This is a genomic window from Actinophytocola sp., assembly GCF_050699935.1.
GTDB lineage: Bacteria > Actinomycetota > Actinomycetes > Mycobacteriales > Pseudonocardiaceae > Actinophytocola.
Map to the genome: position 1 here is coordinate 26,985 of NZ_JBOHGB010000018.1, position 21,282 is coordinate 48,266.

A 21,282-nucleotide genomic window follows, 5' to 3' on the forward strand; every position below is an offset into this window, starting at 1 on the left:
TGCGTAGGTTCCCTTTGAGGGGCTTCCGCTTGGGGACACCCTTGGGTATTCCTCCGGGTTTGCGTGGCACTGCCCTGCCTCCCTGCGCGCCGGTCGTCTGTTCGAACGCCCGGATGTGACTGTCTGTTTCAACTGCGACTTCGACGTTAACCGTCCGCCACGACGAGATCAAACACCTGTTCGACGACACGCCGGACGGTTCTCGTTTTTGTCGGTGGCCCGTGGTACAAATTCGCACGAGGGTTCGATCGAACGACTGTTCGAGCTTCGGGCAGGTGTTCGAACGCGACGGGAGGCAGTCATGAGCGTGGTGGCGCACCGGGCGAAGGAGCAGGCCGAGCGGACGCGGGCGCGTGTTCCGGCCCAGCGCGAGGCTGTCGAGCAGGTCGTTCCCCCGCTGCGCCGCCGGACGCGCCCGGTCGCCCCGCCGACCCGGCGTCGCGTCGTGGGTGCGCCCCGGGTGGTCCCGCGGACGGACTGCGCGCCGAGGCGGCCGCACCTGCCCGTGTCGTGGCTGCTCGCGGTCGCGGCCGTCGTGTGCCTGGCCGTGGTCGGCCTGGGGATGTTGGCGAGCTCGGGGCAGGCCTCGGTGCCGGAGCGGACCACGGTGGTCCGGGTGGAGCCCGGGGAGAGTCTGTGGGAGCTGGCCGGCCGGGTCGCGCCGGGCAGCGACGAGAGCGCGGTGGTCGACCGGATTCGCGAGCTGAACGGCGGCCTGGCGGACGGAGTCACGCCCGGCCAGCCGTTAACCGTCCCGACCGCCGGCTGAACCACGGCCGATCGCGCTGCCACGCGACCCTCGTTCGGCGATGCCCGGAGCCACCCCGACTCCGGCGACTGATGAACCGACGCGAGCTACTCGACGAGCGTCCGCTGCCGCGTACGAGTGTCGCCTGCCTGGTTGACGCCGGATGCCGTTCCCGGCACGGGCGATCACGTTCCCCGAGTGACCCGGACAACATCCCCCTTCCGCATGTCCGCACTTGGGCGACTTGCATCATGTGGCGTCTAGGCATACCGTCGACCCCAACATCTAGTAGTTACAGACTTGTAGTTAGTCCACAGGCTGGGGCAGGTTGTCCACCGGCCATCCACAAGGTGATCACCACGTGGGCTTGGCTGCGAGCGGGCGAGACGACGAGGGGTGATCCTGGATGAAGTGTCCGTTCTGCCGCCATGCGGACTCCAGGGTCGTCGACTCCCGGGAGGTGGACGAAGGCCAGGCCATCCGGCGGCGGCGGTCGTGCGCGAAGTGCAGCCGGCGGTTCACCACGGTCGAGGAGGCGGTCCTCGCGGTGGTAAAGCGCTCCGGCGTCACCGAGCCGTTCAGCCGCGAGAAGGTCGTCACCGGGGTGCGGCGTGCGTGTCAGGGACGCCCCGTCGACGAGGACGCACTGCAACAACTGGCCCAGCTGGTCGAGGAGACGATCCGGTCGACCGGACCGGCCGAGGTGCCGAGCCACGAGGTCGGGCTCGCCATCCTCGGCCCGCTGCGCGAGCTCGACGAGGTCGCCTATCTCCGGTTCGCCAGCGTGTACCGCTCCTTCTCGTCGATCGAGGACTTCGAGAAGGAGATCGCGGGGTTGCGGGGAACACCAGAGGCATGAGGCGGCAACGAATCAGGAACAGGTCGGATCGGACGGTGACGTCAGCGGGGACGTCGGTGTCAGGGGTAGCGAGTAACGAGGGAGAGGGACTGGTCATGACGGAGACTGTCGGCGCTTCGGCGGCGCGGGGCGCCCAGGAGGTGAGCCGGGGGCTCACCGTGCGGCGTGTGCACACCACCGATGGTGTGCACCCGTACGACGAGGTCACCTGGGAGCAGCGCGACGTGGTGATGACCAACTGGCGCGACGGCTCGGTGAACTTCGAGCAGCGGGGCGTGGAGTTCCCCGAGTTCTGGTCGGTCAACGCGACGAACATCGTGACCAGCAAGTACTTCCGGGGCGCGGTGGGCACCCCGGTCCGTGAGCACTCGCTGCGCCAGCTGATCGACCGCGTCGTCAAGACCTATGTGGACGCCGGCACCAAGCACGGCTACTTCGCCACACCGGCCGATGCCGAGGTCTTCTCCCACGAGCTGACCTGGATGCTGCTCCACCAGGTGTTCAGCTTCAACTCGCCGGTCTGGTTCAACGTCGGTACCTCGTCGCCCCAGCAGGTGTCCGCCTGCTTCATCCTCTCCGTCGACGACACGATGGACTCGATCCTGAACTGGTACCGCGAGGAGGGCCTGATCTTCAAGGGCGGCTCCGGCGCCGGGCTGAACCTCTCCCGCATCCGCTCGTCAAAGGAGCTGCTGTCCTCCGGGGGCACCGCGTCCGGCCCGGTCTCCTTCATGCGCGGCGCCGACGCCTCCGCCGGCACGATCAAGTCCGGCGGCGCCACCCGCCGTGCCGCGAAGATGGTCGTGCTCGACGTCGACCACCCGGACGTCGAGGAGTTCATCGAGACCAAGGCCAAGGAGGAGCAGAAGATCCGCGTCCTGCGCGACGCCGGCTTCGACATGGATCTCGGCGGTACCGACATCACCTCGGTGCAGTACCAGAACGCCAACAACTCGATCCGGGTGTCCGACGAGTTCATGCACGCCGTCGAGGGGGCCAACGACTTCGGCCTGCGCGCCCGCACCACCGGCGAGATCCTCGAGCGCGTCGACGCGAAGACGCTGTTCCGCAAGATGGCCCAGGCCGCGTGGGAGTGCGCCGACCCGGGCATCCAGTACGACGACACGATCAACGACTGGCACACCTGCCCCGAGTCGGGCCGGATCACCGCGTCGAACCCGTGCAGCGAGTACCTGCACCTCGACAACTCCAGCTGCAACCTCGCATCGCTGAACCTGATGAAGTTCCTGCGCGAGGACTGCACGTTCGACGGCGAGCTGTTCACGCGCTCGGTCGAGCTCGTGATCACCGCGATGGACATCTCGATCTGCTTCGCGGACTTCCCGACCGAGCCGATCGGCGACACCACGCGCAAGTACCGGCAGCTGGGCATCGGCTACGCCAACCTCGGCGCGCTGCTGATGGCCACCGGCCACGCGTACGACTCCGAGGGCGGCCGCTCGCTCGCGGCGAGCATCTCATCGCTGATGACCGGCACCGCCTACCGGCGCTCCGCCGAGCTCGCCGGTGTCGTCGGACCGTACGACGGCTACGTTCGCAACGCCGAGCCGCATCAGCGCGTCATGCGCAAGCACGCGGCGGCCAACGACCTCATCCGCACCCATCACCGCAACGACATCGCGATCCAGCGGCTGGCGACCCGCGAGTGGCAGCGCGGCCTGCAGATCGGCGCGTCGAACGGGTGGCGCAACGCGCAGGCGGCGGTGATCGCGCCGACCGGCACCATCGGCCTGATGATGGACTGCGACACCACCGGGGTCGAGCCCGACCTCGCGCTGGTGAAGTTCAAGAAGCTGGTCGGCGGCGGTTCGATGCAGATCGTCAACCAGACCGTGCCTCGTGCGCTGAAGGCCCTGAACTACCAGGAAGAGCAGATCGAGGCGATCGTCGAGTACATCGCCGAGCACGGCCACATCGTCGACGCGCCGGGCCTGCGCCGGGAGCACTACGAGGTGTTCGACTGCGCGATGGGCGAGCGCTCCATCGCGCCGATGGGCCACGTCCGGATGATGGCCGCGGTGCAGCCGTTCATCTCGGGCGCGATCTCCAAGACGGTGAACATGCCCGAGGCGGCGACCGTCGAGGACATCGAACAGATCTACTTCGAGGGCTGGAAGCTGGGCCTCAAGGCGCTGGCGATCTACCGCGACAACTGCAAGGTCGGCCAGCCGCTGTCGGCCGGCAAGGGCGCCAACAAGGGCGGAGTGCCCGAGAAGGTCGTCGAGTACCGCCCGGTGCGCAAGCGCCTGCCGAAGAAGCGTCCGTCGCAGACGGTGTCCTTCACGGTCGGTGGCGCGGAGGGCTACCTGCACGCGGGCTCGTACCCGGACGACGGGCTGGGTGAGATCTTCATCAAGCTGGGCAAGCAGGGCTCGACGCTCGCCGGCGTGATGGACGCGTTCGCCACGTCGATCTCGGTGGGCCTGCAGTACGGAATCCCGCTGGAGTTCTACGTCTCGAAGTTCCAGAACCTGCGATTCGAGCCGGCCGGCATGACGGATGATCCGGACCTGCGCATCGCCACCAGCGTGCTCGACTACATCTTCCGCCGGCTGGCCCTGGACCACCTGCCCTACGACAAGCGGGCCCAGCTTGGGATCTACACCGCGGACGAGCGCGCCGCCCAGGTCAGCAACGACTACGCCGCACCGTCCGATGTGGACCTGGAAGGCCTCCGCACGTCGGTCGACGCCACGCCCTCCCGCCCGGCCGTCGAGCCGGCTCGGGAGGAGCCGGAGGTCGTCGAGGCGCACAGCTCGACGGAACTGCTGGAGCTGCACCTGGGTAAGGCGGCCGACGCACCCCTGTGCATGACCTGCGGCACGAAGATGCGACCGGCCGGCTCGTGCTACGTCTGCGAGGGCTGCGGCTCGACGTCCGGCTGCAGCTGAACGTCCTCCCCTCATCCGTCCTCACGGGACGGATGAGGGGAGATTCGTGGGCGACCTTCAACAGCTGGGACCGCGACATCGAGACCGAGTCGACCGCCGTCGGCGGACCGGTGACCCCGACTGGAGCCCCGGCGCCCGACCGCACCCGGCTACCGTCCGCGGCATCCGGCGGTCCCGGTCGGCGAGTCCGCCGCGCGCTCGGACTTCGGCTCGCCGACGGCGCCACGTGCCGCTCGGCGTGACCCGTGCGTCGCCGGCCGAACTCCTAGCGTTGCTAGTGCGGTGGCGGTGCCAGACTCGTTGGCATGGGCAGACGGGAGCGCGAACGGGCGCAGCGGCACGAGCTCATCGTGCAGACCGCGCGCGACCTCGCGGAGGCCGAAGGCTGGGCGGCGGTCACCACGCGCCGGCTCGCCGAGCTCATCGAGTTCAGCCAGCCCGTGCTGTACACCCACTTCGCCGGCAAGGACGCGATCATCGCGGTGGTGGCGGAGCGGGGTTTCGCGCAGCTCGCGGAGGAGCTGGCCCGCGCACGGGCGGAGTGGCCGGACGATGCCGTGCGTGCGGTCGCCTCGGCGTACGTCGCGTTCGCCGATGCCAACCCGGCGGTCTACGACGGGATGTTCAGCCGCGCCGCCGGCCTGCGGTTCGCCACGCCCGACGCGCCGGCCCCGCTGTGGGAGGCGTTCGCCGAGCTGCGGGCCACCGTCGAGCCGTACGCCCGCGGCACGGACCCGGACGTCCTCGCCGAGGTCCTGTGGAGCGCCCTGCACGGACTGGTCACCCTGACCCGCGACGGCCGGCTGAGCGAGGGCAACCACAAGGACCGCCTCGCGACGATCGTCGCCCTCATCCGCCCGTGACCCGTGCCGTGTGGTGGTAATTCGGTTGCGGCGCTCGCGCGGCGCGTGGCAGCGTGGCCGCGCTACGTCGTCGAACCTGGAGGCGCCGGCCCGATGATCTTCTGAGGCATCGCGAACTCGGTTTTCCCGAACCCTTTCGGCATGCCTCGGAGGCTGTTGTGCCTACCCAGTTGTCCCTGCGCGACGTCCGCAAGTCCTTCGGCGAGCGGTTGCTGCTCGACGGAGTCTCGCTGGCCGTCCGTCCCGGCGAGCGCGTCGGCATCGTCGGCGAGAACGGCGCCGGCAAGTCCACGCTGCTGCGCCTGCTCGCCGGGCGGGAGCGGCCGGACGACGGCGAGGTCACGGTCGCCGCGTCCAGCGTCGGCTATCTCGGTCAGACGCCGGAGCTGCCACCGGATCGGACCGTGGCCGACGCGGTCGACGCCGCGCTGGCCGATCTCCGTGCCATGGAACGGCGACTGCGCGCCTTGGAGTCCATATTGGACGAACCGGCGGCCCTGGCGGAGTACGGCGACCTGCTCACCGCGTTCGAGCTGCGCGACGGCTACCAGGCCGACGCGCGCGTCGACAAGGCGACCCACGCGCTCGGCCTCGCGAACATCGACCGCGACCGGCGGCTCGGCAGCCTGTCCGGCGGCGAGCAGGCGCGGCTCGGGCTCGCCTGCCTGCTGGCCGCCGCACCCGAGGTCATGCTGCTCGACGAGCCGACCAACCACCTCGACGCCGCCGCGCTCGCCTGGCTCGAGGACCACCTGCGTGCCCATCGCGGCACCGTCGTCGCCGTGTCGCACGACCGGGTGTTCCTGGAACGCGTGGCCACCGCGATCGTCGAGGTCGACGCGGACCGCCGCACGGTGGCCCGCTACGGCGACGGTTACGCCGGCTACCTCGCGGAGAAGGCGGCCGCGCGGAGGCGGTGGGAGCTGGCCCACCAGCGGTGGTGCGCGGAGCTCGACCAGCTGACCGAGTTCGCCGCGACCACGGCGCACCGGGTGGCGCCCGGCCGGGCGATGAAGGACGGCAACAAGCTGGCCTACGACCGGGACAGGGGTCGCGTGCAGAGCTCGGTGTCCAGCCGGGTGCGCAACGCCCGGGAGCGGCTGCGCCGGCTGCGGGACGACCCCGTGCCCCGGCCGCCCGACCCGCTGCGGTTCACCGGCCGGCTCGTCGCCGGGGACGCTCCGCAGACCGTCGTCGCCGTCGAGAACCTCCGCGTCGGCGACCGGCTGCGGATCGACTCGCTGACCGTCGGCGGCCGGCAGCGGCTGCTCGTCCACGGTCCGAACGGCGCCGGCAAGACCATGCTGCTGCGGGTGCTCGCCGGCGCGGTCGAACCGGACGTGGGTAGCGTGCGACGGCGCGGCCGGATCGGTTACCTCGCCCAGGAGATTCCGGCACACCAACCGAAACGCTCGCTGCTCGCCGCTTTCGCGGCGGGCCGAGCGGGGCTCCCGGAGGAGCATGCCGACCGGCTGCTCGCACTCGGCCTGTTCCGGCCGGCCGACCTGCGGGTGCCGGAGGGTGCACTGTCCGCGGGGCAGCGCCGCCGGCTCAGCCTGGCCCGCCTGCTGACCGGGCAGGCGGACCTGCTGCTACTCGACGAGCCGTCCAACCACCTGTCGCTCGCGCTGGTCGAGGAGCTTGAGGAGGCCATCGAGGCCTTCGCCGGCGCGCTGGTCGTGGTGTCGCACGACCGGGCGCTGCGTCGGCGGTTCACCGGCACACAGTTGGAGCTGTCCGCCGGCCGGCTCGTGTCCTAGCCGGTCGGAGTGACGCCTGCCCGTCCCAACCGCTCCCACAGGAACTCGAACACGAGCGCCCACTTGAAGGCCAGCTGCTCGTTGTCGGCGGCCGCGCCGTGCCCGCCCTCGATGTTCTCGTGGTAGCGCACATCGTGGCCGAGCTCCTTGAGGCGTGCCACCATCTTGCGCGCGTGCCCCGGGTGCACCCGATCGTCCCGTGTGGACGTGATGACGAGCGTCGGCGGGTACGTCCGTCCGGAGTGGACGTTCTGGTACGGCGAGTACTCCTTCAGGAAGGTCCAGTCCGCCGGGTCGTCCGGGTCGCCGTACTCCGCCATCCAGGACGCCCCGGCGAGCAGCTTGTGGTAGCGCCGCATGTCCAGCAGCGGCACCTGGATCACGACCGCGCCGAACAGCTCCGGGTACCGGGTCAGCATCACGCCGGTGAGCAGGCCGCCGTTGGAGCCGCCCTGGATCCCGAGCCGGTCCGGTGTCGTGATCCGGCGGGTGACCAGGTCCTTCGCCACGGCGGCGAAGTCCTCGTACACGCGCAGGCGGTTCGCGCGCTGGACCGACTGGTGCCAGACCGGGCCGTACTCGCCGCCGCCGCGGATGTTCGCCACCACGTACGTGCCGCCGCGCGCGAGCCAGCCGCGGCCGGTCGTGCCGCTGTAGCCCGGCGTGAGCGACACCTCGAAGCCGCCGTACCCGGTGAGCAGCGTCGGCCCGCCGCCCCGGCCGACGACGAAGTAAGGGATCTTCGTGCCGTCGTCGGAGGTGGCGAAGTGCTGCTCGACGTTCATGCCGTCGGCGTCGAAGAACGCGGGCGCCCGCTTGAGCACCTCGACCTCGCCGCCGAGCTCGCCGCGGTACAGCGTGGCCGGCTGGGTGTAGCCGCTCGCGTTGAGGAAGTACTCGTCGCTGACATCCGGGTCGGTGTCGAGGATGTCGGCCGACCCGACCTCCGGCACCCCGTCGAGGGCGTTGCGAGCCCAGCCGTCCTGGCGCGGCGTGAGCACCGCGAATCGGCTCTTCACGTCTTCGAGCGTGGCGAGGATCAGGTGGTTGCGCGTCCACGCGTGGTAGGCGAGCGAGGTGTGCTCGTCCGGCTCGAACAGCACGTCGAGGTCCCGCCCACCGGCGAGGTAGTCGTCGAACCGCGCGGCGAGCAGCGCACCCGCCGGGTACGTGCGGTCGCCGACCGTCCACTCGGACCGGGTGCCGATTAGCAGCCACTCGCGGTGCGACGAGGTCTCGGCGTCCTCCGGCACCTCGATGCGTACCAGGCCACCGGGGGTGCGCAGGTGCTTCTCGGTCCGGTAGAAGTCGAGGTTGCGGTAGACGAAGTCGCGCTCGAAGCCTTCCGTCGGGTCGTGGTACGCGCCCGCCGACACGTCGTCCGGCTTGCCCTCGAACACCACGGTCGCCTCGTCGAGCGGCGTGCCACGGCGCCACTCCTTCGCGATCCGCGGGTAGCCCGAGTTGGTCAGCGACCCGTCCCCGAAGTCCGTGCCGACGTAGATGCGGTCCTCGTCGATCCAGCCGACCCGGCTCTTCGCCTCCGGCAACACGAACCCGTCCTCGACGAACGTCAGGGACTTCAGGTCGAACTCGCGGACCACGGCCGCGTCCGCGCCGCCCCGGGACAGCTCGACGAGCGCACGCCGGTAGCCCGGGCGTAGCACGGACGCGCCCTGCCACACCCAGCTCTCGCCCTCCGCCTCGGCGAGCGCGTCGACGTCGAGTATGAGCTCCCACTCGGGCTCTGCCCGGCGGTAGGACTCGAGCGTGGTGCGCCGCCACAGTCCGCGCGGGTTCACGGCGTCCTGCCAGAAGTTGTAGAGGTACTCACCTCGCCTTCGTACATACGGGATCCGGTCGTCGGCATCGAGCACCTCACGGATCTGGTCGCGAAGTCCGCCGAATCGCGGCGTACCGGTCAGCTCGTCGTCGGTCTCGGCGTTGCGTTCGCGTACCCATCCCAGCGCGGTGTCACCCGTGACGTCCTCGAGCCAGAGGTACGGGTCGTCATCACTCATGACTCCCAGTCTGCCTGGTTCGGGTGAGTGCCCTCTGCCACGCCGCCGCCGCGACGGACACCGGAGTGTCCATATCGGTCACCGCGGTCGCCCGCAGCACCGCGGTCTCCGACACGATCGCCGACTCGCCGGATCAACAGGTCCCGATCCTCGTCCGCACCAGCTGGGCGGGTTGGCGGGAATCAGACGTGGCGTTGTGCGGTCACCGGTATCATCAGATCCGGACCACGTCATGTCGTCGATGGCTCGGGCGTGCCGCGAAACGCCTCTCACCATGTTCGAAGGGACCATGCCGGGCGCCCGATGAGCGCCGCGCCGATGTGGGTGCGCACCAGGGCCGAGCTACGCGGCCGGCGTCGTAGCCGAGCGCACTCCTGTTGGGATCACCTCCTCATCGCTCCGTTGTGGCCGAAGCACGGCGTCAATCTGGGCACCCTGCTCCGCACCTGTGACGCGGTCGGTGCCTGTCTCGCCGTACCGCACCGTCCATGGATTCGCGAGGCGCTCGGCAAGGGCAACACGCTGCGCCGCCCGTCGTGTGTGCATTGGGTGAACGAGCCACTTGGCTGGCTCGCCGCTCAGCGCCGCGCCGGCAGCGACATCGTCGGCGTGGAGCTGGCCGACGAGGCCATCCGGCTTGCCGATCTGCCCGCCGCCCGGCGGCGCACGGTCGTGGTGCTCGGCCATGAGAGCGAGGGCATCCCGGCCGAGGCGACGGCGTTGCTCGATCGCGCGGTGGAGATCCCGATGCTCGGCACCGGGCTCAGCCTCAATGTCGCGGTGGCCGGCTCGCTGGTGGCCTACAAGCTCGCCGGCCTCGTCTGACCGTGTTCGGCCGCGTCGATGTCGGCCAGCAGACGGGTCTTCTGCGCCGCGGGGCAGAAGGCCGCCCGCACGCCGGCCCTGGCCAGGTCCGCGAGCTCGGACCGGCCAAGACCGAAGTGTTCGTGGCACTGCAGGTACTCCCTGTTGAGGTCGGTGTGGAACATGCCCGGATCGTCGGTCGCCAGCGTGACCGGGACGCCGGCGTCGAGCAGCCTGGGTAACGGGTGCTCCGCGAGCGAGCGCACGGACCTGGTCCGGATGTTGGAGCTCGGGCACACCTCGACCGGAACGCCTTCGCCGGCGAGGTGTGCGAGCAGCTCCGGGTCGGCGACCGCGCTCGTGCCATGCCCGATCCGCTCGGCGTGCAGGTCGCGCAGCGCGGACCAGATCGTCTCCGGACCCGTGGTCTCACCCGCGTGCGGCACCAGGTGCAGACCGCCCTCGCGAGCCATGTCGAACGGGTCCCGGTACAGGTCCCTCGGCACGCCGACCTCGTTGCCGCCCAACCCGAAGCCGACGGTCCCGTCCGGACGGTGCCGCAGCACCCAGTCCGCCGTCGCGATGCCGTGGTCGTAGCCCAGCGAGCCCGCGATGTCGAACACCCACGCCAGCTCGACACCGTGCCGCTCGCGGGCGAGTCCCCGGCCGACGGTCAACGCCTCCGCCAGTTCGTCCGGTTCGATGCCCATCATCAGGTGCGCCACCGGAGTGACGGTGACCTCCGCATACCGGACCGCGTTCCGCGCCAGGTCCGCGGCGAGCCCGTCGACCAGCGCCGTGACGTCCGCGCTGGTCTTCACCAGCCTGGTGACCTTGACGTAGACCTCGATGAAGTGAGCGAAGTCGGTGAACTCGTAGAACGCGACGAGGGCATACCGGTCGGTGGGCACGTCCAGGTCGGGATGTCGCCGGGCCAGCGCCAGGACCGTGTCGGCGGACGCGGAGCCCACCAGATGGACGTGCAGTTCGACCTTGGGGAGCGCGGAGATGAATTCGAACACATGACCATATTGCCCGAGTGTGCCCTTGGGAAGGCAAGCCACGTTCGGGTGACTGAGATGCGTGGACTCCTCACTCATACTGATTTTGGTTGGTGATATGTTTACTGCCGAATTGACCGGTATGACTTCCACAAGACGTGCGTGACGTGGTCGGATGGTTACGTCCCGTTGCTCTCTTCGTGGAGGTAGCAATGCGCAGATCCCGTTTCCTCGTCGCGTTAGCCGGCGCGGTGCTCACCTCGACCGCCGTGCTGGTCCTCGGTCCGGCACAGGAGGCCAGCGCCGCACCCGCGTACCAGATGCCCTTCCCCTGCGGGCAGGCATGGTCCGGGCAGACCAGGACCAATCACAGCCCAGCCAACGCGGTCGACTTCAACCGTACGAACGACAATGGCGACCCGGTCGCCGCGTCGGCCGCCGGCCGGGTGTCCAGGGTCGCGAACGAGGGCTCCACAAGCTACGGCCGGTGGATCGAGATCGACCACGGCAGTGGCTACACGACCCGCTACGCGCACCTCTCGGCGCAGCGGGTAGCGGTTGGCGACCGGGTCGCCCGTGGCCAGCTCATCGGCAACGTCGGCAGCACGGGCGGGTCCACCGGCCCGCACCTGCACTTCGAGGAGCGCTCGGGCGGCAGCGCGGCGAGGATCGTCTTCAACGGCTCGCAGATCTTCTACTGGGGAACCCGGACCTACACCAGCCGCAACAGCTGTGAGGCCAACAACCCGTACACGCCGCAGGCCGCATGCGGCAGCGGGTTCCGAGTGATCGACCACGCCTCGCTGGGCTCGGCCGGAACGGTGTACCTGCTGTACCGGAACGGCTCCAACTGCGTCGTGACGATCAAGGCGACGTCGATCGGGACCGGGTCGGCCACATCGGCGTTCCTCGAAGTGCAAGGAGGGACGCGAACGACCGACTCCGGATCGTTCGGCTACTACGCCGGACCGGTGATCAAGTCGGCCCCCTCACAGTGTGTCAAGTGGGGCGGTTCGGTCGGTTCCAACAGCTACACCAGCCCGTTCGAGCACTGCGGCTGAGCTGATTCGGGAGTGCCGGCGCCCGGCCGGCACTCCCGAGCAGCGGGCGAGGGCGCGGCAGAATAGCCGCATCCTCCGACATCTCCGCTTCTCACGGGGCCGCGGACGGCGAGTTGTACACAGCTTCGGAAGTTGTCCCCAGAATCGGCCGGTCGCCGTCGCGACGTCCCTGCCTCGCGCAATGTGGAGGCATGACATCGCCACCCGCCTCTCCGTCCCCGACCATCGGTCTGCACCTCGAGGATCTCGGCGAGCTGGTCGCCGGAATCCCGAGCATGATCGGCTTTCCACCGGTCGACTCGCTCGTACTGATCACCTTCCACGTCACCGACCGTCTCCAACTCGGCGCGACCGTGCGCATGGATCTGCCCGAACCGCGGCACGGACCCGACATGGTCGGTCAGCTGTGCCTGGCGACGGTCGCCCATGAACCGGATGTCGCCATCCCGGTGGTCGTCGGCGGCTCGGCCGGTCCACCGGATCTCCCGCATCGCCGGCTGATCGAGCTGGTGGAGCGCGAGCTGGGCGCGGTCGGCATCCCGATCGTGCACGCGCTCTGGGTGCCGGCCGTCGAGTTCGGCGAGACCTGGTGGTGCTACGAGGACGAGGAGTGCACCGGGCAGGTGCGCGACCCGGCCAGCTCCGCGCTCGCCGCACTGCACACGTTCGCGGGCGTGGTCCGCTACGGCAGCCGTGCGGAGATGGCTCAGCACCTGGCGCCGGACCGGGAGGACAGGGTGGCACACCGCGCGCAGTTGCTCGCCACGCGGGCGGGCGGCGTCGCCGGTGTCGCGGCGGCCGAGAAGTGGGCCGCGGTGCGGGAAGCCGTCGACGACAGTGCCGGCGAGGGCTCGCCGGAGCTGGACGACGAGCGAGTCGTGCTGCTGGCGGAAGCGCTGGGCGACCCGCTCGTCCGCGACAACTGCCTGCCGTTGCTGCTCACCGAGCAGGCGGAGGCCGCGGAACGCCTGTGGACCGTGCTCACCCGCGCCGTTCCCGCTCCGGAGCGGGCCGAGCCGGCCAGCCTGCTGGCCATGCACGCCTACCTGCGCGGCGAGGGCGTGCTCGCCAACATGGCGTTGGAGGTGGCGCTCGGTGCCAACCCCGACCACCAGCTCGCCCTGCTCCTGCGGGAGTCGATCGACCGCGGCACTCCGCCCGGCCGGCTGCGCGACATGCTCGAGGAGAGCGTGGCGTGGGCGGAACAGGTCAACGTCGACGTGGAGGACCGATGAGCCGCGGGTCCACCGGTTGGTTCGTCAGGTGCCGGCGCGAGCGCGGGCGAACTCCCACGCGTCACGCACGATGCCCTCGAGGTCGACGTGTCGCGGCTTCCACCCGAGTTCCACCTGTGCCAACTCGCTGGACGCGACCAATGTCGCGGGGTCACCCGCACGCCGGTCCTTCGACTCGGCGGGGATCGGGTGTCCGGTCACCGCCCGGCAGGCCTCGATGACCTGACGCACCGAGAACCCGATGCCGTTGCCCAGGTTGTAGATCCGGTGCTCGCCCGCCGTCGCGTTCTCGAGCGCCAGCAGGTGCGCGTCGGCGAGGTCGTTCACGTGGATGTAGTCGCGAACGCAGGTGCCGTCGTCGGTCGGGTAGTCCTCGCCGAAGACGTGGATGCTCTCCCGCTGCCCGAGCGCGACCCGCAGAACCAACGGGATCAGGTGCGTCTCGGTGGCGTGCCGCTCGCCGAAGGGGTGGTACGCGCCCGCGACGTTGAAGTACCGCAGGCTCACCGCGGACAGGCCGTACGCGGTGGCATAGGAGGTGATCGCATGATCGATGGCCAGTTTGGTGGCGCCGTAGGTGTTGGTCGGCCGGGTGGCCGCGCTCTCGGGGATCGGCACCCGCTCCGGCTGGCCATACACCGCGGCGGTGGAGGAGAAGACGAGCCGAGGCGTGCCGGCATCCCGGATCGCGTCCAGCAACCGCATTGAGGTGAGCACGTTGCCCCACCAGTACGTCGCCGGTTCCGCCATCGACTCGCCGACCAGTGATCTGGCGGCGAAGTGCAGGACACCGTCGAAGCCCTCCGCGAGCAGCGAGCCGGCGGCGTCGCCCACGTCGCCCTCGACGAACCGGCATCCGGCCGGTACGGCGTCGGCGTGTCCGGTGCTCAGGTCGTCGACCACCACGACCTCGTGGCCGGACTCCAGGAGCCGGGCCGCGCACACGCTCCCGACATATCCGGCCCCGCCCGTCACGAGCAGCTTCACCGCGGTCCTCGCTTCCTCAGGTTCGCGGGACGTCGCCCGCACGTTCTGGTCGGTCAGATGTCGCGGCGGGCACCCCGGGCGGGCACCGCCGTGAACAGGCCCGGTGCCGGCAGCGAACGTTCGGCGAACGTCGCGAGCACCTTGTCCCCGATGGCGTTCCGCTCGTTGCGCGGGACCAGCGCGATCGCGGATCCACCGAAGCCACCGCCTGTCATCCTGGCACCGAGCGCTCCGGCGGCGCGCGCCGCGTCCACCGCGAGGTCGAGCTCGAGGCAGGACACCCGGTAGTCGTCGCGCAGGCTCTCGTGCGACGCACTGAGGAGCTCGCCGGTCTCGGCGATGCGTCCTGCACGCAGGAGCTCGACGGTTCGCCGCACCCTCGCGTTCTCGGTGACGACGTGGCGGACCAGCGGGCCCAGCTCGTCGGGCAGCCGGGACAGCGCGTCGTCGAGACCTCCCGGGTCGACGTCGCGCAGAGCCGGGACTCCCAGCGACTCGGCGGCACGCTCGCAGCCGGCGCGCCGTTCGCGGTAGCCGGACCCGCCGTGCGAGTGCCGCGCCCTGGTGTCGATCACCAGGACGTCCAGACCCGCTGCCGCGGGGTCGAACGGGACCTGCTCCATCTCGCCGGAGCGGACGTCGAGGAACAGCACGTGCGCCTTGACGCAGCACAGCGAGGCGGTCTGGTCCAGCAGGCCGGTCGGAACGCCGACGAACTCGTTCTCCGACCGCTGCACCCAGGCGGCCACCTCGGCCCGGCTGGGCGCACCCGGCTCGTCCAGCTCGGTGCCGGCCAGCCCCAACAGCGCGAGCGCTGTCGCGCACTGCAACGCATGAGAGGAGGACAGCCCAGCACCGGCCGGCACGTCGCCGGCGAGGACCAGATCGGCCCCGGAGGTGAAACCCTCATGACGCAACACCCAGCTCACGCCGGAGGGGTACGCGGCCCACCCGGTCACGCCGCCAGGCGCCAACGCGTCCACCGGCACCGGCTCGGCACGCTGCGGGCGACCGTCGTCGCCGACGGTGGTGACCGCGAGCAGCCCGTCCGAGCGGGCCCGCGCGGCGACCGCGATCCGGAACGGCAGCGCGAAGGGCAGCACGAAGCCGTCGTTGTAGTCGGTGTGCTCGCCGATCAGGTTCACCCGGCCCGGGGCGGACCAGACGCCGGTCGGAACGTGGCCGTACAGGCGGGCGAACTCGTTCGCGGCGCGCGTCGGGACGCCGGCGCGTCTGGCGACGTGGGTCACGTCGTCGGCACCGTCTCGTCGCGGGCGGTCACTTGGCCCGGGCGAGCACCGCGTGCAGCACGGTCGGCGCCACCTGGGCCGAGCTGCGCTCGCCGCTGACCTCGATGGTGTTGCCGTCGCCCTTGGACGGGCCGACGTGCACGGTCTGGCCGGGTACGACACCGACGTCCTTGAGCTCGGCCATCAGGTCCGGGTCGAGCTGGACATGCTCGGCGATGCGGCGGATCTCGACCTTGCCGCCACCGCGGCGGGCCACGTCGTCGACCCGCACGAGGTCGGCCTCGACCGGTGGGGCGGGCTCGCCCTCACCGAGCTTGTCCAGGCCGGGGATCGGGTTGCCGTAGGGCGACGTGGTGGGGTGACCGAGCAGCTTGACGAGCTTGCGCTCGACGGCTTCGCTCATCACGTGCTCCCACCGGCAGGCCTCGCTGTGAACGTGCTCCCATTCCAGGCCGATCACGTCGACCAGGAGGCGCTCGGCCAGGCGGTGCTTGCGCATGACGGTGACGGCGAGGGCGCGGCCGTGGTCGGTGAGCTCCAGGTGCCGGTCGCCGGCGACGATGACCAGCCCGTCGCGCTCCATTCGGCCGACCGTCTGGCTCACCGTGGGGCCACTCTGCCCGAGCCGTTCGGCGATCCTGGCGCGCAGGGGAACGACGCCCTCCTCCTCGAGCTCGTAGATCGTCTTGAGGTACATCTCGGTGGTGTCGATGAGCTCGTTCACGCCATTCCCCTTCGTGCCAGGACAAGGTCGCGTCGGGTCCGGTCTGGGTCACCACCACGGTCAGCGGATCGCCGGACTGGAGGTGGGCGCTCAGTGTTACGTCGAGTGCAGCCACACCACGTCGTCACGCGGACTCGTCGACATCCATGCTAGTCGCTCGCCCGGCTGGAGCATTGTGGTGGTCGCAGAGGGTGAACACGCCGCACCTGATCGGCCTGCGCGATGGTGAGCGGGGCGTCGGCAAGAATGGGGCGGTGACCTCTCCACTGGTGTCGTGCGCCGAGCTCGCCGCGTCGTCGGCCGGCCCGAACCCACCCGTCGTGCTGGACGTGCGGTGGCGGCTGGGTGGCCCGTCCGGGCGCGAGGAGTACGACCGCGGTCACCTGCCGGACGCCGTCTACGTCGACCTGGACGCCGAGTTGGCCGGTTTGCCGGGCGCGGCCGGCCGGCACCCGCTGCCCGACCCGGAGGCGCTGCAGCACACGCTGCGGTCGGCCGGAGTACGCGAGGACCGGCCGGTGGTCGTCTGCGACGCGGACAACGGGTCGATCGCCGCGCGGGCGTGGTGGTTGCTGCGGTGGGCCGGGCACGGGCAGGTCTGCGTGCTGGACGGTGGGTTCGCGGCGTGGGCAGCCGAAGGACGGCCCGTCAGCACGGTCGCGTCCGTGCCGGCGCCGGGCGGGTTCACCGTGCGGCCAGGGGGCATGCCGGTGCTCGATGCGGTCGGGGCCGTGGACGTCGCGCGGGCCGGCGTGCTGCTCGACGCGCGGGCGCCGGAGCGCTACCGCGGCGACCTGGAGCCGGTCGACCAGCGGGCCGGGCACATCCCGGGCGCGGTGAACGCGCCGTTCGCCGGCCACGTCGGCGAGGACGGCCGCTGGCGGTCGCCCGCGCGGCTGGCCGAGCGGTTCGCGGACCTCGGCGTGGTGGCGGGGCAAGCGGTGGGTGCCTACTGCGGGTCGGGGGTGACGGCCGCGTCGGTCGTGCTCGCGCTGGAGGTGGCGGGCGTGACGAGCGCGGTGGCACCCGCGCGGCTGTACGTCGGCTCGTGGTCGGAATGGAGCGGCGACCCGGACCGTCCGATCGCCACCGGCTCCGAGCCAAGCTGACGGGCGGTTCGCGGGCTGGTGTGGTGGTGCGCGACTAGGGTGACCTCATGGATCTGCCGGCCGCGATCGTCTGGGATTCAGCTCTGCTCGGGTACGACCTCGGCGGTGAGCATCCGCTGCACCCGATCCGCCTGGACCTGACCATTCGGCTGGCCACGGCGCTCGGGGTGTTGGACGGGATCGAGCTGTTCGTGCCCGAGGAGGCACCCGAGTCGGAGATCGAGCGCATCCACGACGCGGGCTACATCGCGGCCGTACGGGAGGCGCCCATGGTCGGATGGGACCTCGGGCACGGGCTCGGCACGTCGGACAACCCGATCTTCGACCGGATGCACGAGGCGTCCGCCATGGTCGTCGGCAGCTCACTGCTCGCGGCCAGGCAGATCGCGTCGGGGGCGACCAAGCGTGCGGTGAGCATCGCCGGTGGGCTGCACCACGCGATGCGCGACCGCGCCGCCGGGTTCTGCGTGTACAACGACGCCGCGGTCGCCATCTCCTGGTTGCTGGACAACGGGTTCGACCGCATCGCCTACCTCGACACCGACGTCCACCACGGCGACGGCGTGCAGGCCGCCTTCTACGACGACCCCCGCGTCCTCACGATCTCCCTGCACCAGAACCCGCTGACGCTGTTCCCCGGCACCGGTTTCGCCGACGAGACCGGTGGCGACGACGCCCAGGGCACCGCCGTCAACGTCGCGCTGCCGCCCTACACCGACGACCGCGCCTGGCTCCGGGCCTTCCACGCCATCGTTCCCTCGCTCCTCCAAGCCTTCCGGCCTCAGCTGCTCGTCAGCCAGTGCGGCGTCGACACCCACGACGAGGACCCCCTCGCCGCCCTGTCCCTCTCCGTCGACGGGCACCGGCAGATCTACCGCACCGTCCGCGAGCTCGCCGAGCAGTACGCCGGCGGCCGCTGGCTCGCCTGCGGCGGGGGCGGCTACCAGCTCCTCCGCGTCGTGCCCCGGTCGTGGACGCACCTGATCGCCACCATGCTCGACCGCGATGTCGACCCCGCCACGACACTGCCTCGCGAGTGGACGGCCGCCGTGGACACGATCGCGCCCGGCGCCGAGCTTCCCGAAGCCATGACCGACAAGAAGAACACCGACTTCGACCCCTGGGACGGCACCGTCGACGAGCGGGTCGACAGCACCATCCGCGACACCCGGCACGCGGTGTTCCCCCTGCACGGCCTCGACCCGGACGATCCGAGAGACTAGCGATGGACGCGTTCGACTATCCCAGGCACTGGGAGGCGGACGTGGTGCTGTCGGACGGCGGCACCGTCCACGTGAGACCCATCGTGCCGACGGATGCCGACGCGCTGGTCGCCTTCCACGGCCGGCTGTCCCAGCGCACGCGCTATCTGCGCTACTTCGGCGCCTACCCCCGAATCCCGCCGCGCGACCTGGAGCGGTTCACCATGGTCGACCACCACGACCGGGTCGCCTTCATCGCGAAGCTCGGCGACGACATCGTCGCGGTCGCCCGCTACGAGCACAGCTTGGGCACCGACTCCGCCGAGGTCGCGTTCGTGGTCGAGGACGCGCACCAGCACCGCGGGCTCGGGCCCATCCTGCTCGAGCACCTGGCCGCCGCCGCGCGGGAGAGCGACATCCGCACCTTTGTCGCCGAGGTCCTCGCCGAGAACTCCGCCATGCTCGGCGTCTTCCGCGCCGCCGGCTACCAGGTGGCACGGGCCATGGAGGAGGGCGTCGTCCACCTCGAGTTCGCCATCGACCCCACCGAGAAGTCCGTCGCCGTCGCGCGCTCCCGCGAGCAGGCCGCCGAGGCCCGCAGCGTGCACAACCTCCTGCACCCGCGCTCGGTCGCGCTCATCGGCGCCTCCGCCGACCCGGACAAGATCGGCTACGCCGTCCTCGGCAACCTCCTGCGCGCGGACTTCGCCGGGCCGGTCTTCCCCGTCAACGCCGAGCGCGAGTCGGTCCGCGGCGTCCGTGCCTACCCGAGCGTGCTGGACATCCCCGATCCGGTCGACCTCGCCGTCGTCGCGGTGCCGGCCGCGAGCATCGACGAGGTGATGGACGCCTGCCTCGCCAAGGGCGTCAAGGCGCTCGTCGTGATCTCGTCCGGGTTCGGCGAGACCGGGCCGCACGGCGAGAGCGCGGAACGCCGCCTGGTCGGCGAGGCCCGCGCGCACGGCATGCGCGTCATCGGCCCCAACGCGCTCGGCGTGATCAACACGGATCCGCGGATCCGGCTCAACGCCACGCTCGCGCCCCGGATCCCCGGCCGTGGCCGCACCGGCTTCTTCTGCCAGTCCGGTGCGCTCGGCACCGCGATCCTCGCCGACGCCTCCACCCGCGGGCTCGGCCTGTCCACGTTCGTCTCCGCCGGCAACCGCGCCGACGTGTCCGGCAACGACCTGCTGCAGTACTGGGAGACCGATCCCGCCACCGACGTCGTCCTGCTCTACCTCGAATCTTTTGGCAACCCCCGCAAGTTCGCCCGGCTCGCCCGGCGCGTCGGCCGCGTCAAGCCCGTCGTCGCGGTGAAGTCCGGGCGCCACGCCGTACTGCCCGCGCTCGCCGCCACCTCGGTCGAGATCGACGAGGCGAGCGTGGCGGCGCTGTTCGAGCAGGCCGGCGTCATCCGCGTCGAGTCCATCGCCCAGCTCTTCGACACCGCGCTGCTGCTCGCCCACCAGCCGCTGCCGAAGGGCGGCCGGGTCGCGATCGTCGGCAACTCCTCGGCGATCGGCGTGCTCGCCGCGGACGCCGCGCTCGCCCTGGACCTCGAGCTCGCCGGCGCACCCGTGGACGTCGGCACCGCCGCCGGGCCGGAGGTGTTCGCCGACGCGGTCCGGGACGTCCTGCGCGACCCGCGCGTCGACTCGCTCGTCGTCGTGTTCGTGCCGCCGCTGTCCGTCCCGGGCACCGCCTACGCCCGGGCCATCCGCGACACCGTCGCCGGCCTCGAGGAGCGCAAGCCGATCGTGTCGACCTTCCTTGCCACGGAAGGAATTCCGGCCGAGCTCCTGGTGCCCGGCCCGGACGGCGCGCCGGCCCGCGGCTCGATCCCGTCCTACCCGAGCCCGGAGCGCGCGGTGCTCGCGCTCGCCCGTGCCACCCGCTACGCCGCCTGGCGTGCGGCGCCCCAGGGAGAGCTGGTGCGCCCGCCGGGTATGGACGTCGACACCGCGCGTGGGATCGCGCAGTCCGATGTGGACGGGCTCGTGGAGCTGCCCCACGACGCCGCCGTACGGCTGCTCGCCTGCTACGGGATCGGCGTCGTGCCCTACCGCGTGGCGGTGAGCGCCGACGACGCGGTCGCGGCGGCCGAGGAGCTCGGCTTCCCGGTGGCGGTGAAGGCGACCGGGGAGCGCTTCTGGCGCCGCGCCGACCTCGCCGGTGTCCGGCTCGACCTGTCCACTCCGGACTCGGTACGGGAGGCGTACGCGAGGATGACCGAGCTGTCCGACGGTCCGGAGGTCTACGTCCAGCGCATGGCGCCCAACGGTACCGGTTGCGCGATCGGTGTCCAGGACGATCCGTCGTTCGGCACAATCGTCTCTTTTGGACTGTCCGGAGTGGTCAGTGACCTGCTGGGGGACCGGGCCTACCGGGCGCTCCCGCTGACCGACACGGACGCCGCCGCGCTGGTCCGCGCCCCCAAGGCCGCGCCGCTGCTCACCGGGTACCGGGGGAGCGAGCCGGTCGACCTGGACGCGCTCGCCGACCTGGTCATCCGGGTCGCCGCGCTGGCCGAGGACGTGCCGCGGGTCCGCCGGCTCGCGCTCGACCCGATCCTGGCCTCGGCGGACGGAGTGCGGGTCGTGCGCGCGCGCGTGAAAGTCGGGCCGCCGCCATCCCTCCAGGACAGCGGACCACGCAGGCTGCGGTCGCTCACCGAGCCGGTCATACGAAAGTAGGATTTCGCCGACCCGGGTGCAACGTCGTGCGCGCCGGGGCTCGTCCTCTGCAC

Annotated in this window: 16 protein-coding genes; 11 read left to right on the top strand and 5 right to left on the bottom strand. The window is 71.0% G+C overall.

Annotated features, from left to right (window positions below; translation table 11 throughout):
- Window positions 1-301: 301 nt before the first annotated feature.
- The 5 genes from ACRDTB_RS09315 to abc-f all read left to right on the top strand — a co-directional run bounded on the left by ACRDTB_RS09315 (window position 302) and on the right by abc-f (window position 7,142).
- The gene (locus ACRDTB_RS09315) at window positions 302-769 is read left to right on the top strand and encodes a LysM peptidoglycan-binding domain-containing protein (RefSeq protein WP_431429618.1); all 468 of its coding nucleotides are present in this window, start codon (window positions 302-304) and stop codon (window positions 767-769) included.
- Between the two features lie 385 nt (window positions 770-1,154).
- Window positions 1,155-1,607, top strand: a complete 453-nt coding sequence (gene nrdR, locus ACRDTB_RS09320; RefSeq protein ID WP_431429619.1) for a transcriptional regulator NrdR — start codon at window positions 1,155-1,157, stop codon at window positions 1,605-1,607.
- 95 nt (window positions 1,608-1,702) lie between these two features.
- Window positions 1,703-4,519, top strand: coding sequence for a vitamin B12-dependent ribonucleotide reductase (locus ACRDTB_RS09325; RefSeq protein WP_431429620.1), 2,817 nt, complete (start codon window positions 1,703-1,705; stop codon window positions 4,517-4,519).
- A 305-nt stretch (window positions 4,520-4,824) separates the two neighbouring features.
- Window positions 4,825-5,382, top strand: coding sequence for a TetR/AcrR family transcriptional regulator (locus tag ACRDTB_RS09330; RefSeq protein WP_431429621.1), 558 nt, complete (start codon window positions 4,825-4,827; stop codon window positions 5,380-5,382).
- Window positions 5,383-5,540: 158 nt separating this feature from the next.
- Complete coding sequence (gene abc-f, locus ACRDTB_RS09335) at window positions 5,541-7,142, top strand: ribosomal protection-like ABC-F family protein (RefSeq protein WP_431429622.1); 1,602 nt, start codon at window positions 5,541-5,543, stop codon at window positions 7,140-7,142.
- Here the strand turns inward: abc-f and ACRDTB_RS09340 are convergent.
- Window positions 7,139-9,163: a prolyl oligopeptidase family serine peptidase gene (locus tag ACRDTB_RS09340; RefSeq protein WP_431429623.1), complete on the bottom strand. Its 2,025-nt coding sequence runs from the start codon at window positions 9,161-9,163 to the stop codon at window positions 7,139-7,141. The two genes, abc-f and ACRDTB_RS09340, sit on opposite strands and share 4 nt — an antisense overlap.
- A 318-nt stretch (window positions 9,164-9,481) precedes the next feature.
- Between ACRDTB_RS09340 and ACRDTB_RS09345 the strand changes: the two genes are divergently transcribed.
- Window positions 9,482-9,988, top strand: coding sequence for a TrmH family RNA methyltransferase (locus ACRDTB_RS09345; RefSeq protein WP_431429664.1), 507 nt, complete (start codon window positions 9,482-9,484; stop codon window positions 9,986-9,988).
- On the opposite strand, the gene add is transcribed toward ACRDTB_RS09345, so the two are convergent.
- Window positions 9,964-10,989 (bottom strand): adenosine deaminase, encoded by a 1,026-nt coding sequence (add, locus tag ACRDTB_RS09350; protein ID WP_431429624.1) that lies wholly within the window; start codon window positions 10,987-10,989, stop codon window positions 9,964-9,966. The genes ACRDTB_RS09345 and add overlap by 25 nt on opposite strands.
- A 191-nt stretch (window positions 10,990-11,180) precedes the next feature.
- On the opposite strand from add, the gene ACRDTB_RS09355 reads away from it, so the two are divergent.
- Window positions 11,181-12,029, top strand: a complete 849-nt coding sequence (locus ACRDTB_RS09355) for a M23 family metallopeptidase (RefSeq protein WP_431429625.1) — start codon at window positions 11,181-11,183, stop codon at window positions 12,027-12,029.
- A 191-nt stretch (window positions 12,030-12,220) separates the two neighbouring features.
- The gene (locus tag ACRDTB_RS09360) at window positions 12,221-13,264 is read left to right on the top strand and encodes a DUF4192 domain-containing protein (RefSeq protein WP_431429626.1); all 1,044 of its coding nucleotides are present in this window, start codon (window positions 12,221-12,223) and stop codon (window positions 13,262-13,264) included.
- Between the two features lie 24 nt (window positions 13,265-13,288).
- Here the strand turns inward: ACRDTB_RS09360 and galE are convergent, their stop codons facing one another.
- From galE to ACRDTB_RS09375, 3 genes are all read right to left on the bottom strand, one after another.
- Complete coding sequence (gene galE, locus ACRDTB_RS09365) at window positions 13,289-14,251, bottom strand: UDP-glucose 4-epimerase GalE (protein WP_431429627.1); 963 nt, start codon at window positions 14,249-14,251, stop codon at window positions 13,289-13,291.
- A gap of 53 nt (window positions 14,252-14,304) precedes the next feature.
- On the bottom strand, window positions 14,305-15,441 hold the full coding sequence (gene galK, locus ACRDTB_RS09370) for a galactokinase (protein WP_431429665.1): 1,137 nt from the start codon (window positions 15,439-15,441) through the stop codon (window positions 14,305-14,307).
- A gap of 88 nt (window positions 15,442-15,529) precedes the next feature.
- On the bottom strand, window positions 15,530-16,225 hold the full coding sequence (locus tag ACRDTB_RS09375) for a metal-dependent transcriptional regulator (RefSeq protein WP_431429628.1): 696 nt from the start codon (window positions 16,223-16,225) through the stop codon (window positions 15,530-15,532).
- 254 nt (window positions 16,226-16,479) lie between these two features.
- Here ACRDTB_RS09375 and ACRDTB_RS09380 point away from each other — a divergent pair, with 254 nt between their 5' ends.
- From ACRDTB_RS09380 to ACRDTB_RS09390, 3 genes are read left to right on the top strand one after another with little or no spacing between them, the layout of a single operon-like run.
- Window positions 16,480-17,334 carry a sulfurtransferase gene (locus ACRDTB_RS09380; RefSeq protein WP_431429666.1) on the top strand — a complete coding sequence of 285 codons (855 nt, stop codon included), beginning with the start codon at window positions 16,480-16,482 and terminating at the stop codon, window positions 17,332-17,334.
- Window positions 17,335-17,381: 47 nt separating this feature from the next.
- A complete protein-coding gene (locus tag ACRDTB_RS09385; RefSeq protein WP_431429629.1) occupies window positions 17,382-18,557 on the top strand; it encodes an acetoin utilization protein AcuC in 1,176 nt (391 codons plus the stop codon).
- A 2-nt stretch (window positions 18,558-18,559) separates the two neighbouring features.
- On the top strand, window positions 18,560-21,229 hold the full coding sequence (locus tag ACRDTB_RS09390; RefSeq protein WP_431429630.1) for a GNAT family N-acetyltransferase: 2,670 nt from the start codon (window positions 18,560-18,562) through the stop codon (window positions 21,227-21,229).
- The last annotated feature ends 53 nt before the right edge of the window (window positions 21,230-21,282 follow it).